This is a genomic window from Trichocoleus sp. FACHB-6 (assembly GCF_014695815.1).
Classification (GTDB): Bacteria; Cyanobacteriota; Cyanobacteriia; order Cyanobacteriales; family FACHB-T130; genus Funiculus; species Funiculus sociatus.
The window spans coordinates 37,181-53,142 of sequence record NZ_JACJOY010000065.1 but is presented as its reverse complement, the minus strand read 5'-3'; the positions used below and the strand labels follow the sequence as shown (position 1 = coordinate 53,142).

General features: G+C 45.7%; 16 protein-coding genes and 1 CRISPR repeat array (1 of these 17 cut by a window edge). Of the genes, 5 read left to right on the top strand and 11 right to left on the bottom strand.

The window, feature by feature from the left end; translation table 11 throughout:
• Positions 1–335: direct repeats of the CRISPR family, unit length 37 nt; unit sequence GTTTCAATCCCTGATAGGGATTTAGGACTTTTCCGGC (it extends 5,441 nt beyond the left edge of the window).
• Between the two features lie 267 nt (positions 336–602).
• The 7 genes from H6F66_RS12405 to H6F66_RS12375 form a co-directional block, all read right to left on the bottom strand.
• The gene (locus H6F66_RS12405; protein ID WP_347269375.1) at positions 603–1,541 is read right to left on the bottom strand and encodes a class I SAM-dependent methyltransferase; all 939 of its coding nucleotides are present in this window, start codon (positions 1,539–1,541) and stop codon (positions 603–605) included.
• 78 nt (positions 1,542–1,619) lie between these two features.
• The gene (locus H6F66_RS12400) at positions 1,620–2,393 is read right to left on the bottom strand and encodes a GUN4 domain-containing protein (protein ID WP_190421600.1); all 774 of its coding nucleotides are present in this window, start codon (positions 2,391–2,393) and stop codon (positions 1,620–1,622) included.
• A gap of 35 nt (positions 2,394–2,428) precedes the next feature.
• Positions 2,429–2,581, bottom strand: a complete 153-nt coding sequence (locus tag H6F66_RS12395) for a hypothetical protein (protein WP_190421598.1) — start codon at positions 2,579–2,581, stop codon at positions 2,429–2,431.
• Positions 2,578–2,844, bottom strand: coding sequence for a hypothetical protein (locus H6F66_RS12390; protein WP_190421596.1), 267 nt, complete (start codon positions 2,842–2,844; stop codon positions 2,578–2,580). The genes H6F66_RS12395 and H6F66_RS12390 overlap by 4 nt, the downstream gene beginning before the upstream one ends.
• 182 nt (positions 2,845–3,026) lie before the next feature.
• Positions 3,027–4,256 carry a DUF445 family protein gene (locus H6F66_RS12385; protein ID WP_190421594.1) on the bottom strand — a complete coding sequence of 410 codons (1,230 nt, stop codon included), beginning with the start codon at positions 4,254–4,256 and terminating at the stop codon, positions 3,027–3,029.
• Positions 4,257–4,513: 257 nt separating this feature from the next.
• Positions 4,514–5,215: a bifunctional demethylmenaquinone methyltransferase/2-methoxy-6-polyprenyl-1,4-benzoquinol methylase UbiE gene (ubiE, locus tag H6F66_RS12380; protein WP_190421592.1), complete on the bottom strand. Its 702-nt coding sequence runs from the start codon at positions 5,213–5,215 to the stop codon at positions 4,514–4,516.
• Between the two features lie 67 nt (positions 5,216–5,282).
• Positions 5,283–6,230 (bottom strand): response regulator, encoded by a 948-nt coding sequence (locus H6F66_RS12375; RefSeq protein ID WP_190421590.1) that lies wholly within the window; start codon positions 6,228–6,230, stop codon positions 5,283–5,285.
• 268 nt (positions 6,231–6,498) lie between these two features.
• On the opposite strand from H6F66_RS12375, the gene H6F66_RS12370 reads away from it, so the two are divergent.
• Positions 6,499–7,596, top strand: a complete 1,098-nt coding sequence (locus tag H6F66_RS12370; RefSeq protein WP_190421588.1) for a RuBisCO accumulation factor 1 — start codon at positions 6,499–6,501, stop codon at positions 7,594–7,596.
• A gap of 151 nt (positions 7,597–7,747) precedes the next feature.
• On the opposite strand, the gene H6F66_RS12365 is transcribed toward H6F66_RS12370, so the two are convergent.
• The 4 genes from H6F66_RS12365 to rpmI form a co-directional block, all read right to left on the bottom strand.
• Positions 7,748–8,278, bottom strand: a complete 531-nt coding sequence (locus H6F66_RS12365; RefSeq protein ID WP_190421586.1) for a tetratricopeptide repeat protein — start codon at positions 8,276–8,278, stop codon at positions 7,748–7,750.
• Positions 8,279–8,336: 58 nt separating this feature from the next.
• Positions 8,337–9,029, bottom strand: coding sequence for a transporter substrate-binding domain-containing protein (locus tag H6F66_RS12360; RefSeq protein WP_347269376.1), 693 nt, complete (start codon positions 9,027–9,029; stop codon positions 8,337–8,339).
• Between the two features lie 202 nt (positions 9,030–9,231).
• The gene (gene rplT, locus H6F66_RS12355; RefSeq protein ID WP_190421582.1) at positions 9,232–9,582 is read right to left on the bottom strand and encodes a 50S ribosomal protein L20; all 351 of its coding nucleotides are present in this window, start codon (positions 9,580–9,582) and stop codon (positions 9,232–9,234) included.
• A gap of 98 nt (positions 9,583–9,680) precedes the next feature.
• Positions 9,681–9,878, bottom strand: a complete 198-nt coding sequence (rpmI, locus tag H6F66_RS12350; protein WP_190421580.1) for a 50S ribosomal protein L35 — start codon at positions 9,876–9,878, stop codon at positions 9,681–9,683.
• A gap of 848 nt (positions 9,879–10,726) precedes the next feature.
• Between rpmI and H6F66_RS12345 the strand changes: the two genes are divergently transcribed.
• The 4 genes from H6F66_RS12345 to H6F66_RS12330 are packed head-to-tail and all read left to right on the top strand — an operon-like array spanning position 10,727 to position 15,948.
• Entirely contained in the window at positions 10,727–11,950 is a 1,224-nt protein-coding gene (locus tag H6F66_RS12345) for a PEP-CTERM sorting domain-containing protein (RefSeq protein WP_190421578.1), read from the top strand.
• A gap of 19 nt (positions 11,951–11,969) precedes the next feature.
• Positions 11,970–13,289 carry a choice-of-anchor tandem repeat NxxGxxAF-containing protein gene (locus H6F66_RS12340; protein WP_190421576.1) on the top strand — a complete coding sequence of 440 codons (1,320 nt, stop codon included), beginning with the start codon at positions 11,970–11,972 and terminating at the stop codon, positions 13,287–13,289.
• Between the two features lie 35 nt (positions 13,290–13,324).
• Entirely contained in the window at positions 13,325–14,614 is a 1,290-nt protein-coding gene (locus H6F66_RS12335; protein WP_190421574.1) for a choice-of-anchor tandem repeat NxxGxxAF-containing protein, read from the top strand.
• A gap of 38 nt (positions 14,615–14,652) precedes the next feature.
• The gene (locus H6F66_RS12330) at positions 14,653–15,948 is read left to right on the top strand and encodes a choice-of-anchor tandem repeat NxxGxxAF-containing protein (protein ID WP_190421572.1); all 1,296 of its coding nucleotides are present in this window, start codon (positions 14,653–14,655) and stop codon (positions 15,946–15,948) included.
• The last annotated feature ends 14 nt before the right edge of the window (positions 15,949–15,962 follow it).

Below are 15,962 nucleotides of genomic sequence, written 5' to 3'. Positions count from 1 at the left end.
AATACTAAGTGTTTCAATCCCTGATAGGGATTTAGGACTTTTCCGGCTTAAGCGCCCATCAAAATGGCCCGCTGTCGCAATAGTTTCAATCCCTGATAGGGATTTAGGACTTTTCCGGCACGGCAGCGCGATCGCATTCTCCTCTCCATCAGCTGTTTCAATCCCTGATAGGGATTTAGGACTTTTCCGGCTGGCGCTTCTGGAGGATTGGAAAGCTCAGGCACAAGTTTCAATCCCTGATAGGGATTTAGGACTTTTCCGGCTTTTGGAGCATATCTAAAAAGGAATATCCTTAAAAGTTTCAATCCCTGATAGGGATTTAGGACTTTTCCGGCTGCCGATATCTGAAAGGCTTACTGTATGTAGTTTTCGAGGTGCAATTGCGTCAACCTCTGGAATATTATCATCCTGGCGCGGATTAGGCAAGAGTCTCATTTAGTGAAAACGTCTGAAAAGCTCGGTACGAGAGCAATACAGCAGATGCGCCAACCGTACAATTAGATTGCATCAGTTAAATCCTTACACACAGAAGGATTCAGCCATTTTTTAGCTTTGGTGAATTTTAACACCTACAGGTTGACGCATTGAACTAAAAATCGCCTCTATGATTGACGCTTGGCTACCCAATCGCGGCGCTGTGCTTCATTGCCACCCAAATTGACACTACCAGCGATCGCATCCTCCTGAATTTTCCCATCAAACTGCATCGTTACCTCAGTTCCATTCACCGACTCGACGGTCTTGAAGCTGAGACGATCACCTGTTAACTTGGCATCAGTCAACTTGATTACGCGATCGCCTATACTTAGGGTTCCCTTGACTCCCTGGAACTCTTGGGTTAATTGCAGCTTGTAACGTTCTTCACCAGAAGCCGTTGGCATATTCCATTCCCAAGTTCCCGATACTTGTGCTGGAACCACCCAGTAGTAAACCAGATGCGGACGCGAACCTACCTGCACCAGTTCAGTTTGATCCGGTTTCCATTCCCTCATATCGAACTGGTGGGAGACAAGGCGCGTCCCCGGTTTGAGTTGGAGTAGAGTAGGTCGCAGCTGCAAATTAACTTTAGGCAACAGGTAAAGTGTGATTACTGTAGCCGGAGTGAGGTCAGTTTTGAATAAATCTTGCTCCATAAACCTGACGCGATCTCTTACACCCGCCGATATAGCATTTTCCCTACTCTCTACAACTAGCCGCGTGTTAAGCTCTACACCAACACCCTTCGCGCCGAGTTTCGCCGCTTCGATAACCAGTCTTCCATCGCCAGAACCGAGATCGTAGACGACATCATCTTTGGTAACACTCGCCAGTTGCAACATTTTTGTTACCACCTCTTTAGGCGTTGGCACATACGGCACATCTTTCTGTGCTAGAACCTCCTCAGACAGTGGTGCAGGTTCAGCTTGCGAGACGGGTGCCAATTGACCCTCTCTCCAGATGAAGACGCTGCTAACACCCACACACAACACCAAAAAGCCAAAGATTCGCTTTAAACGCATGGCACTGACGACCTTAAGATCGCTCCTGTTTATCTTTCCCACAGTGAGCGTACCTCAAAATTTTGATTCCGCACCTTCAGATTTTGCTCTTGTGAGATGCGATCGCCTAACTACTAGATGTTAAAGCTTACAAGTCTCGACACGATTTAATAGACAAAGCACAAAATCTACCCACTCTGTCATGTCGTCCGCTGCTACAAAGCTACACGACCACCAACGCACAATCAGTTTACCTACAGGGAGATGTCCTATAGGAGCATTTTTTGTAAAAGTGAGGCTACTGTAGGGTAGCCAGGTAGTTTTCCTCCGCCATCCGAGGCGCTCGCCAAAACTCTCGTAGGTTTTCCAGTCTAGATTATCTTTTCCCCCGACACTTTCCCAAATAGACTTCTGAACGCTGAATCCAAAACGCCCGTTGCTGTAGTTTAGCCAGAGTTGGTCAATGGTGCGAAGGTCTTCACAGGGAAATCTTTTGATATCTTCAACTCGCAACCCACCTATTTTGTCTCTACCTGCTACCTCTAGCATCTTTTTAGCTGTTTCCTCGTCAGCCTCTTTCCACTTTCCAGCTGCTAGTAAATCTCGCAGTTGCCTGTAATCAACGCCTACGGCTGAAATTAGACTTACAGATGGAGTTGATGAAGATGGTTGATCGGGTTGACTCTCAATAGGAGAGGTTCGATTTTGAGAAGTATTCAAATTAGTGCATATTTTCTCGTAAGCTTGATTAATTTCTTTTAATTTATCCTCTGCTTTTTTCTGTAACCGAGGATTGTGAGAGTAGCGATCTGGATGCCAGACAGATGCTAAATCTTTATAAGCCTGCTTCACCTCTAAGAGCGAAGCACTGGGTTCAAGATCGAGGATTTCGTAGTAGCGATTAAAGTTATTCACTTTTGAGACGTTAGAGTTTTTGCTATACAAATAAATCACCAGTTTGGACGTGAAAGCAGAGATTCACCAACCGTTACGAAACAACCCCACACACGCCCCGAACCTCCAACGCGCCAACCAGGAAGATGTCCGGGGAGAGCATCATGGGTGAAGTTGAGGTCATTCCACCACAGCCAAGTTTCATTCACGCGCCAGCCGACGCGATCGCCAGATGTGAGGATGGCGACATAATGCTAGGCGTAGCGCCTCCGACGAGAAAATCTTGCTGAAATTTGTCTCGAAATGCCGCCAATTCAGGGTTATTCAGTACCTCGTCTTTGAGAGTTTTAATGAAAACCCGATTACCCTTTCTGTCTTTGGCTAGATAGGTGATACCCAAGCCGCCACGACTAATCGCACGATCAATGATATAGCGATCGCCGTATAATCTCTGCCCAGCTTCCCAAGCCATAGCTCATACCATTTTGGATTTTTGAAGCGATTTTTGGGGAGATTGATTTTTCCCAAAACATCGCGTGATTTTCGACTGTGTAACTATTGCCTCTAAGCCGTTTTAGAAATTTATGCGTTGCCCACTTAAACAAAATAGTATTACAAACGGTTCTTCAACGCTAGAGTTAATTGTTGTACAGACTAACGCAGCAGCAGCACAACCGTCTGGAACAACCCCACCACAAACCCCAAAATGCCGCCTAAATTGACAATAGCTTGCAACTCATTTTTCACAATTCCTTGAATTGATGTTTCCAGTTCCGCCGCAGATGTCGCCTTCACTCGGTCAATAATTACCTGATCGATATTCAAAATGGGAATCACTTGAGCAACAATATTTTCTAAATCTCGCTCCAAATAACGCTCTAAAACTAAAGCTAATTCTTTGCTGACCACTCCTAAAGAATTAGTTATAGCCGCAGAAGTTCGCAAACGATTAAGCAGCAACGAGGCAATATTTTCCCAGTCTAAAGATTGACTCAATCCCTGCATTAATTCAGTGCCACGCTCTTGAACATATTGGCGGACACCATCGCGTAAAGTTTTACGCAGCTGTCGCACTGTTGAAACTGGTAAATTTTGCAAAGAGAGATTTTGCAGCCATTCTTGCAAGCGTTGTCGAATCGCTAAAGAAACTATTAACTCCGCAAGACGTGCATTACTCGCTTCTTTTTCATCCAGGCAAAACGTCCGCAAGCGCGTTAGTGTATTGCGAAGACCAAACAAATTCGCTACTACCCAGTAAGTACCACTGGCCTTTTCTCGAAAGCCTTCATCAATAATTTGAATATTGCGATCTGTCAAGAAATCTACTATAGTTTGTCGCAAAACATCTGGTGGCAGTACCACCTGCAATATCCAATCAGAAAGCTTTTTAGCTTGGTCTTCACTAAGCTGAAAATCCAGCAAAATCTGGTCAAAAATTTGGTTTAATTGAGCTTCCAGAAAATCTTCGCGACGAGCTAAAACTTTGATAATGCGGGGTAAGGACTGACCGAGCAAATCCCGAAGAATTCCAGCCAGAACTTTGCTGGTTTTCTGCGATTTATCGGGTTTAATTTGCTCTAGTGCCAGTTTGAGCAACCAGAGAATTGCCGCCTGGACACGCTCAGTATGCAACAGCCGCCGCGCCAGGTTTTGCAGTTCTTGTGGTGTCAGCAGCGACCCCATAATTGTCGCAGAGACCCGATTAGCTAGGCGCTCTTGATTTCGGGGAATCAAGCCGGGAGTGAAAGGTACGCGCCGCCCTCCTATGTAAAGAGTACGATAGGGGCGGAATAACATTTTAATAGCAATATCGTTGGTGAAATAGCCAATAATTGCACCAACTATGGGGGGGCTGACGTAAAGCCAGAAGTTAGACCAATTCAAGATAGCGATCCAGTTAGACAGGGCTTAGGGATAGGGGAGTGAGTAGGCGAGGAGTTTTATTAACTCTAATTCACGCCGAGTGCAACTTTCAGTCTTTGTCTCACCCCTTTTGAAAGGCGGCTAGCGGGATATTATCGCTTATGCCTAGCGTTTTGATCCCCCCAATCCCCCTTTTAAAGGAGCTGCTCAGAAAAAGTGCATATCGCGCTAATTCATAACGCTTAACTTTTAACTCTCTACTCCCCCTAATTCCCATATTAGGCTTTGGCTACGACTAAAACGCCCATCATCCCGCTAGCAATTTGATAGTGAGTAGCTTTGTCAAATCCAGCTTGACGGGCTAAATGAACTTGTTCGCTACCTATGGGAAATTTATCTAGGCTGGGGCTAATGTAGGCGTATTCTTCGGTCAATCCTAGTTCTTTGGCATTTGGGACGACGATGTTATCCAAATACCACTGCTGGAAGGATCGCAGTAGGGGACTGCTGGGGCGATGGAAGTCTAACATAGCGGCTTTAGCACCAGGCTTGAGGACGCGGTGCAGCTCTTGGAGACACCGGGGAATATTGGTGACGTTGCGGAGTCCGTAGCCCATTGTGGCGCAGTCGAAGTGGTTGTCAGGAAAGGGGAGATTTAGTGCGTCTGCTTCGATCCAGGTGATGGGTAGAGGCGGGTGTTGATTTTGGGATCGTTGGTGAGCGATCGCTAACTGCTCTGATGAAAAATCTACCCCAAAAACTTGCCCGGTTTCTCCGACGCGCTGCGCCACTAGCTGGGCTAGATCGCCACTGCCACAGCATACATCCAAGCAAACATCACCAATACTTAAATCAATCCACTTCACCGTCATCAGCTTCCAGACGCGATGCTGCCCTAAACTCAAGCGATCGTTAAGCTGGTCGTAAACTGGAGCAATGCGGTCGAATATGGCTTGAATTTGCTTTTGGTCAGTAGTCATTAGTCTGTTGCTAATTGCTAATTGTTTAAAAGCCATTAGTCATTGGCTAATGGCTAATGACCAATGACTACTTATGGTATCGGGTACTGGTGAGGACTAGGCCAACTTGCTGCGCCGATAAGTGAATCAGTTTCAGCTCATCTTCTCGCAATTTGCAGGGGCGTTTCCACTGGAGGGATAGCACCGCCAGCACTTCACCCCGATAGACGATGGGGATAACTAGATGCGCCTGAAGACCTGAAGCTTGGTATTGGTCAATACCAGCTGGAACGGTATTTCCGGGAGCATTCACCCAAGCCTGAACTTGTCGGGATGCGATCGCCTCCTCTACTCTGGGGTCTAAAGAGAGCCAGTTTTCTGTGTCAAGAGCGGAACTGTAAATTCCTTGAGCCGCAGCCAGCGCCTCACCCTCCACCAGCTGCAAAATGCAGCCATCGGCCCAAAAGCTTTTGCCAAAAGCATCAGCAATTGGCTCTAGCGTCGCTTCTAAGCTGGGGGATTCCTGTGCTACCTGGACAATGGTTGCTAGAAGTGCTGTTTGCGCCTGAGCGCGATGCAGCTCCTCCGTGCGTTGCTTCAACAAATCATAAGTATCTGCTGCCCGTTGCACCACGGCTTTGAGTTCATTGGGGTCCCAAGGCTTCGTGATGTACTTGTAAACTTGTCCAGAGTTAATCGCTTCTACCAAATCCTCAACGTCTGTAAAACCCGTGAGGATGATTCGCACCGTATCTGGGAACTTGGGAACTGTTCTGCTCAAAAATTCTGTTCCCTTCATTTCTGGCATCCGCTGGTCAGAGATAATTACGGCAACTTCCCCTTCTGCTGACAAAACTTCCAGGGCGTGAATACCGCTTTCGGCTCTCAGAACATTGAAATCTCGGCGGAAAGTGCGGTAGAGCAGATCGAGATTATCTGGCTCATCGTCCACCACCAACATTTTAGGCTTTTTGGGTCGCTCTAGACTCATTAACTGACGGCTGATAGTATCAAGATCCGTAATAGCATTGTCCATAAAGATACAATAAACTCTTGATCAACTTCTTGGTGTAGATTGAGACGTACAAATCATTTTTAACTAGAGGCTAATTATTAGTAGCATTTTTGTAACGAAGAATGTAACCAGGAATTTACGGTTTTTGGCTCATCGAAGGGACACTTGGGAGTGGGGAGTGGGGATTCTCAATTCTCAATCCCCAATCTCTAAATTAGTGACCTAAACGCGATACATTTAAAAACGTCGCTTGTAACTTGATAACTTGTGAAAGCTCCTTGAGGTAATTATGACTGAAACATCTTGCTCAGACACTCCCGATCGTAACCCTCAACCAGAGCAAGCGAAAGAGAATAGCGAAGATTTGCTGCTTAGTCTCCGGCGCAAAGAAGGTAGCTGGGTTGAGTGGGGACAAGCCTGTGCCACATTGCAAAAAGCAGGCTACACTCCCCAGGCGATTTTTGAGGCAACTGGTTTTGAGCCTATACAGCAGAATCAAGTTATTGTCGGCTCTCAAGTTTATACATCATTGGTAAATGGTGAAGCGTCCCAGGAAGCGCGATCGCACTATTTTCGCAAAGGTAGCGATATTTTGTATGAATTGCGTATTCTTACCCAGCTAGAACGAGTGGCAACGGCAGAATTTATATTATCCAGAAATCTGGATGCCGATGTAGCCCGTGAAGTCGCAAAAGACGTGAAAGAGCTTTCCCGGATGCGGACGTTACCGCAGGGATTTTCTAACCATCCGGGAGATGCGGTAGCCTACCAATATTGGAGACGGGCAAAACAACAAACCGATTTGGCAGAGCGATCGCGTTTTATTGCTCGTGGCTTAATGTTCGCTCACAGCCAGAGCGCCCGACAACAGATAGAGCAGCTGCTTACTGAAGTTGTAGGCACTTCTAAGCGTAAAGCCCCCATTTTACCCGTGTATCGGCAGGACGAAGACGAGCAACAACCCCGCATAATCCCAGTAGCGGGCGTCCTCCCCCTAAAATCTGCTGACTTGCAAAATGTCCCGCTAGTCGAACCAATTAAGCCATTCGAGCTAGTGGAGATATCTTGGAATGGATCTTGGGTTTCTTTACCCGGTTGGCAAGTCGTTTTGAAAGCCCAAGAGCCAGTAGTAATTCTCTGTGATAGTAGCTATTTACCCAATCAATTAAGCAGCACTTCTGAACCAATCCTGCTTCTGATAGATCGAGCTAAACAGGAATGGGATGCTGATAGCTACTTTTTATTTGAAGAGTCAGGAGAATTGCAATTTCAGTGGTTCCCAGATGCTCCCAGTTTCCCTCTTTTAGGACAAGTTATCTTGGTGCTGCGTCCGAAAAAAATTCTGGATGAAGAAATGAGTAAGGATCAATGGGAACTTGAAGATTAGTCATTGGTCATTAGCCATTTGTAAAAACGCCTGACGACTTTAGTCGCACCTACACAAAAAAAGCCCGCCTGCGCGGGCTTTTTCTATTTGCCTCTGTAGGTAGGCTTGGTTTGTCTAGCCACAGGCTCTAGCCTGGGGGGTATATTTGCAATTAACTAGAGGGAACCAACCTTCTGCGTAAGGATTCGGCGCGACGCTTGGCAGTAGGATTGTTCGGTGCGTGTTTAAGCGATTCCTCATACATTTCCAACGCTTGAGAAGTTAATTTCTTCTTCTCATAAACATGACCCAGGTTATTGAGCGCTGTGACATAATCTGGATCTAGCTTCAAGGCTTCTTTGTAGTTGCGAATTGCTACGTCATACTGCTCTTGAGAGAAGTTAGCAAAGCCAAGAGCATTGTATACAGGCGCAAGGTTTTCTGATTCAGCATCTTCAGCTTTTAGGGCTTTTTGAAACTGGTTTATCGCCTGCACGTACAATTTTTTATCGAGATAGATGCTGCCCAGTTCGTAATACTCTTGAGTTGTGCCTTGGTTATCTTTCAGCTGCTTTTGCAGCCGCGAGAGGGCGCTTTCAATTTTGCGAGTTTTGAAAATCTGGCGCACAATTGCCACAGCAGCAGCACCAAGCAGTACCAGCAACAACGAGAGATAGAAAATTGGCAGAATTTCGTTATCCATGCCCTTCCATTAGAGAGATTAAAATTTTGCTTCTAACTTTATTATGATGAGATGCGATTCATCGTGTCTGGAACCGTGGAGTATCGCTCTGAGGTAGCCCCCAATACTTAATCCGTTCCTGTAGCCATCCTTCTGCCTTCCAACGGGCGATCGCATCATTCACCCGCTGCCGCAAACTATCGTACTGCAATCCCTTGGGCATTACTACAGCTAAGGGGAGTCCTGAGAGTCGCACACTTAGTAGTCGGTATTGAGGATACTCTTGCACCCAGCCTGTGAGAACGCTGGCATCGGCGGCAAAGGCACTGGCACCACCCGATTCTAGAAGCGATCGCGCCTCTTCATAAGAATCTACACCAACTAGCTCAACTTGTGGTATAATAAACCGCACCTGCGAAATCGTATCAGAACCTTTCAGGACGGCAATCTTTTGATTTTGCACATCATCTAGCTTCTGTAAAGATGCGTCCTTGGTAACTAAGGCAGTGCCATCCAGATAGTAGGGAAGGCTGAAGTTAACTAAGCGATCACGCGATGAGGTTGCCGTTACTCTGGCAATCGTCAGATCGACTTTACCCTCCAGCACTACCGAGATGCGATCGCGGTTTGCCACTGGCTGCAACCTCACCGCATCCGGTTTCCCCAGAATTTCCGCCGCTAAACGCCGAGCTAAGTCAATTTCTAACCCTTGCAGTTTGCCACTGGCATCTGTGAAACCTAGAGGGCGCAGATTGTCTTTAACTGCAACCATTAGATAGCCACGCTCCTGAATCTCTTTGAGTTCAGCAGCATGAGAAAAGGCGATACTCCCAACCACCCACCAATAAATTTTCCTGATTTCTCCAGCACGGGAATCGGAGAAAGTGGGGGGCGGCAAAAGGCACAAGGAAAAAGAAAATAGGCAAAAGGCAATAGGCAAAATTAATTTATCCTTCATCCTTTTGCCTTTATCCCTAATCTTTAGTAGCTAATTGCAGCACTTGGTCAAAACTAGATGGATCGAGGACAGCCATCTGCGCCAGCATCTTACGATTTATCTGAACATTAGCTTTTTTCAATTTACCCATCAGTTGGCTATAGCTAATGCCGTGCTGACGTGCTGCTGCATTAATGCGCGTAATCCACAGACTGCGGAAATCGCGCTTGCGCTTCTTGCGATCGCGATAAGCGTTACGCAGCGCCTTCATTACCTGTTGATTGGCCGTCCGGAACAGAGTTGAGTGTGAACCTCGGAAGCCTTTGGCTAGTTTGAGAATTTTGTTGCGGCGTTTACGAGCAACATTACCGCGTTTTACCCGTGTCATGGCTAGTCGTTAGTGGTTAGGGGTCAGTAGTCAGTAGTTAGTGGTTATTAGTCAGTAGTTATTAGTTATTAGCTAAAAACTAGCGACTAATTGCTTCCTTACAAATACGGCAGCATCAAGCGTACATTTTCTTCATCGCGTTCATGCACCACCGCCATTTTAGACATCCGCCGTTTCCGGTCAGAAGACTTGTGCTGTAGCAAGTGGCTTTTAAAGGCTTTGCGGCGTACTATTTTACCGCTGCCAGTAGCTCTGAAACGCTTTGCCGCTGCTTTGCGGGTTTTCAGTTTGGGCATAACCTTGTTTTAATTCGACACAATCTACAACATTAGCACTATTATGTGGTTTCCGACAAGTAATGGGGGATTGGGGCTGGATAAGACTTTTTCCCAATTCCCAATTGCTAATCCCCAATCCTTTTTTATGTCATATCAGAATATTAACTAAGCAAATCAAACCTTGCATTCCCATTTTTGCAGTGGAGACAATCTGTCTGCCCTCAACACCTCTTAAATCTTCAAAATGTTTTTGAATACGAGTTACACCGCTATTTCTTAAAGCCGTTAAAAAATTTCTATCGTTATTTTGACATATATCCTGAAATCAAGAGTGACACTTTGCACATCAGTTAGGTTTCACACGAGCCATCGGCTACTTCCTCTGTGAGCCACCGGTTAAGAAAAGCTAACTTTCACGCATCTACCTTAAGTTCATACCTTACTCAGCTTTACTACAACTTCATATACTTTCAGTATAACCACTTAGAGCTAGATTTCCTCCCAGGTAAAGGCTTTGGTGTCTTTCTTTGCCTGGTTGGGCGTTTTAAAGTTTATTGTTTTGATAAAGATTCAGTATAACTACTAGCATTTTGTTTGAAGAATATGTGAAGATTCCATGATAATGCGAAGTAACCCTGAAAACAAATCACCGCAAGATTGTCAGAGTATCTAATTTCCGCAAAGATTTATAGCTTTTGTTGAACGCCAGAGATATACACGGTTTCTGTTGACACGAAAATTGTAGCGATCGCGCTTTGGAACATTTCTCATACAAACATCCAGCCTTCCAGAGGGTAAATGTTTACCTAATTTAATCATTAGGAAACAATTGACGTTAGTTACCTAAATGTAGGAGAAAAATAGCCATGAAATTACACTTGAGCCTTCCAACAGCATTGATGGGATTATGTCTCACTTTAGTAACAACCGGAGAAGCACAAGCTGCCAGCTTCACCTTTACCAAGATTGCTGATAACAGGGACTCCTTTAGCTCTTTTTTTGAAGCTCCCGTCATCAATAATCAAGGAACTGTCGCCTTCAGAACAAGCGAAGGAATTTTTGCTGGAAATGGAGAAACAATTACTACCATTTCCAACACCACCGTTTCCTCGCAATCCCCAATTAGAGCCTCTAGGGATATTTCTATCAATGATGAAGGAAGCGTTGCCTTTAATGCTGAGCTAGAGCAAATAACAGCCCCAGGAGATGGACGTGCCATATTCAGGAAAGGCATTTTTACAAGTAACGGAACCACAACAAACACTATTAGGGATTTTGCAACAGATGGACGTACCCGCATTACCATCGATTCTCCATCGATCAATAATCAAGGAACGGTCGCCTTCTCATATAGCTTTTTAGGAACCGCTGACTCAAATGACAGCACAGTTGTGACAACGAATGGAACCACAACCACCACTATTGCCCGTGGTGAAGCTCCTAATGTCGATGACACTCTCGGTCGTTCTGTCGAGTCCAACTCGCTCAATGATCAAGGAATCGTGGCTTTCAGAAGAGGTTTAAGTGGGGGAGGTAGCGGAATTTTCACAGGCAACGGCACCACAACGACTACCGTTGCTGACACCAGCGGCATCTTTAGCAACCTTGGTGCTGCCTCCATCAACAATGAGGGAACAGTAGCCTTCAACGCTGACTTAGATGCCGGGGGAGAAGGCATCTTTACAGGCAACGGCACCACAACCAACACCATTGCCGATACTAGCGGCATCTTTAGCAACTTTGGTGCTGCCTCTATCAACGATGCAGGAATAGTAGCCTTTTTAGCGGGTCTAGATGCGGGAGGTACAGGTATCTTTACTGGCTCCAATTCTTTAACTAATAAAGTTATCGGCACTGGTGACACCTTGTTTGGTTCCACCGTAACGTCCCTTGGCTTTTTCCGGGAAGGATTAAATAATCCCGGTCAGCTGGCGTTCTTTGCCAGCCTTGCTGATGGCACTACCGGCATTTTCCGCGCCGATCATCAGGGAGTGCCTGGCGAACCACCAATAGATGTTCCGGAACCTGCTTCTATGTTAGGTTTACTGGCATTTGGTACTTTCGGTGCTTTTGTCAAGCGGCGCAAATAGAAATAAGAGAAAATTAGCCATGAAATTACACTTAAGCGCATCGACTGTAATCATGGGCTTGTGTTTGGGCTTCCTGGCAGCTGGAGAAGCACAAGCTGCCAGTTTCACTTTTACCAAGATTGCCGATACAAGTGGCTCGTTTAACAGTTTTCTTGGCAAAGGCATTGGTGGTTACGAGCCAATTTCTGCCACTCCCGCTATCAATAATCAAGGAACCGTAGCCTTTTCGGCTTTTCTAGATGCAGGGGGTAAAGGTATCTTTACAGGCAACGGCACCACAACGACCACCATTGCCAATACGAACAACCTTTTTGGCAGCCCCCCTGACGATCCAACGGTAGGCTATGCTCTTAGTGAACTTGGTTCTTTCTCCATCAATGATTTAGGGAACGTAGCTTTCGAGGCAAGCCTAGAATCTGGAGGTATAGGAATTTTTACGAGTCAGGGAGACTACGGGGTGATTGAATCTGGCTTTACAAGCGTTTATTCTCCCTCTATTAATAACCCAGGAACTGTAGTTTTCTTAGAAACAATCTCACGGTTTTTTGGGCAAACAAGGATTCGCACAAGCAACTCTAACTTTATTGCTGTCACCTACACCTGTCTTCCCTATTTTTGTCCACCAGCTGCCGCTGGCGATTTTCGACGCCTTAGCGCTCCCATTGTCAATGATGCCGGAACTGTAGCCTTTCAAGCTCGCGTATATCAGTCTGATGGCTTTTTGGATGATCCGGATGATAACTACATTGACCTAAGTAGCGGAATTTTCACAGGCAACGGCACAACAGATGATGGAGAAATTATCACCAACACCATTGCTGACAGCAATGGTGCCTTTAACAGTTTTAGCGATCCCTCCATTAATAATTCAGGGACCGTAGCCTTTACTGCTGTCCTAGATACAGGACGTAGCGGAGTTTTTACGGGCAACGGCACGACAACGACCACCATTGCCGATAGCAGTGGCGCTTTTAACAGCTTTTTTGGTACTCCCTCAATTAATGATTTTGGAATAGTAGCTTTTTTGGCAGGCTTAGATGTGGGAGGAAGTGGCATTTTCACTGGAAACAATCCTCTGAAAGATAAGGTGATTGGTACGGGTGACACCTTGTTTGATTCCACAGTGCAAGAGTTAAGTTTTTACCGAGAGGGGTTGAATAATTCCGGTCAGGTGGCGTTTTTTGCCAGTCTTGCTAATGGCACTAGCGGAATTTTTCGCGCCGATCCAATAGTAGTTGAACCGCCAAAAGATGTTTCAGAACCTGCTTCCGTGTTGGGTTTACTGGCTGTTGGTACTTTCGGGGCTACTTCAGTGATGAAGCGCAAACAGAAACAGTAGATTGATACTCACTTAGTTGTAAAAGAGAAATAGTCATGAAATTTTACTTGAGTATTCCCACCGCATTGATGGGATTGTGCCTCAGCTTCTTAGCAACTGGAGAAGCACACGCTGCTAGTTTCACGTTTACGAAAATTGCGGATACCAATGGCTCCTTTAGCTCTTTCTTTGATGCTCCCGCTATCAATAATCAAGGCACCGTAGCCTTTTCGGCTTTTCTAGATGCAGGGGGTAAAGGTATCTTTACGGGCAACGGCACCACAACGACCAGCATTGCCAATACGAACAGTCTTTTTGGCGGACCCCCTGACAGGCCAACGGTAGGCTATCCTCTTGCTGAACTTGGTTCTTTCTCCATCAATGATGTAGGTAACGTGGCTTTCGAGGCAATCCTAGAATCATCTGGATCTACAGGAATTTTTACGAGTCAGGGAGACTTCACCCTGATTGAATTTAGCTTTACAAGCTTTGATTCTCCCTCTATTAATAATTCAGGAACTGTAGTTTTCTTAGAAGAAACCTCACGGTTTTCTGGGCAAACAAGGATTACTACAAGCAACTCTAACTCTATTGCTTCCACCTACAGTTGTTTTCCCTCTTTTTGTCCACCAGCTGCCGCTGGCGATTTTGAACGCCTTAGCGCTCCCATTATCAATGATGCCGGAACCGTAGCATTTCAAGCTCGCGTATATAAGTCTGATGGCTTCGTCCCCCTTCCGGGTGGTCCCGATGATGACCTAACCAGTAGCGGAATTTTCACAGGCAACGGCACAAGAGATGATGGAGAAATTATCACCAACACCATTGCTGACAGCAATGGTGCCTTTAACAGTTTTAGCGACTCTTCCATTAATAATTCAGGAACCGTAGCCTTTAGTGCTGTCCTAGATACGGGACGTAGCGGAGTTTTTACGGGCAACGGCACGACAACGACCACCATTGCTGATAGCAGCGGCGCTTTTAACAGCTTTTTTAGTACCCCCTCAATTAATGATTTTGGAACAGTAGCTTTTTTGGCAGGCTTAGATGCTGGAGGAAGTGGCATTTTCACTGGAAACAATCCTATCAAAGATAAGGTAATTGTTACTGGTGACGCCCTATTTGGTTCGACAGTGCAAGAGTTAAGTTTTTACCGAGAGGGATTGAATAATTCCGGTCAGGTGGCGTTTTTTGCCAGTCTTGCTAATGGCACTGGCGGAATTTTTCGCGCCGATCCAATAGTAGTTGAACCGCCAAAAGATGTTCCGGAACCTGCTTCTGTGTTGGGTTTACTGGCTGTTGGTACTTTTGGGGCTACTTCAGTGATGAAGCGCAAACAGAAATAGCAAATAAACAGTTACCTAAATGCAGGAGAAAAATAGCCATGGAATTACACTTGAGCTTTCCATCTGCCTTGATGGGTTTGTGTCTGGGTTTGCTAGCAACTGGAGAAGCACAAGCTGCCAGTTTCAATTTTACAAAAATTGCTGACACCAACAGTTCTTTTAGCAGCTTTAGTAATAGTAACCCCAATGATAACTTCTTTGGTAGCCCTGCCCTTAATAATACAGGAACCGTCGCCTTTTATGCTGCACTAGATGTGGGTGGCGAAGGGATATTCACGAGCAACGGCACAACAACTACCACCGTTGTTGACACTAATACCACCTATGGCAATCCTAGCGGAGAGCCTCTATTTAATAGCTTTAGTTCCCTCTCCATTAATGACGCAAAAACCGTAGCCTTTTCTACCGGACTTCGTCGCTTTAATACTCCAATAATTTTTAAGGGTGAAGATGAAACCAACTTTGAATTGGTTGTGGTTGCTGGCTTCCGAGAGGCTGTTTTCTTCCCCTCCATCAATAACGCTGGAAATGTAGCTTTCTTAGAAGAATTCACAGGGGTTTTCGTGCAAACCAGCATTCGCATAAGTAACGGAGGCTCTATTTCCACCCGTTCCTGCGGCAGCGTTTTTTGCCAGCCCATTGCACCTGGTGTCTTTGAAAGCATTAGCATTCCTATGCTCAACGATGCCGGAACCGTAGCCTTTAGAGGGGGCGTATATCAGTCTGATAATGAAAGTGATATAGCAGGTGGAATTTTCACAGGCAACGATAACCCATTTGGCTCTGAGCCTATTATCACGACCATTGCTGATACTAGCGGTATTTTTAGCGGTTTTAGCGACCCCTCCATTAATAATTCAGGCAATGTAGCCTTTATTGCGGGTCTAGATACGGGAAGTATCGGAGTTTTTACGGGCAACGGCACAACAACAACCACCATTGCTGATAGCAGTGGCGCTTTTAACAACTTTTTTAGTACTCCCTCAATTAATGATTTTGGAACAGTAGCTTTTTTGGCAGGCTTAGATGCTGGAGGAAGTGGCATTTTCACTGGAAACAATCCTATCAAAGATAAGGTAATTGTTACTGGTGACACCCTATTTGGTTCGACAGTGCAAGAGTTAAGTTTTTACCGAGAGGGATTGAATAATTCCGGTCAGGTGGCGTTTTTTGCCAGTCTTGCTAATGGCACTAGCGGAATTTTTCGCGCCGATCCAATAGTAGTTGAACCGCCAAAAGATGTTCCGGAGCCTGCTGGCTTGTTGGGGTTATGGGCGGTTGGTGTATGGAGTGCAACTTCACCACTAAAGCGCAAACCAAAACAGCCTTCTTAACGTCTGATGGTATG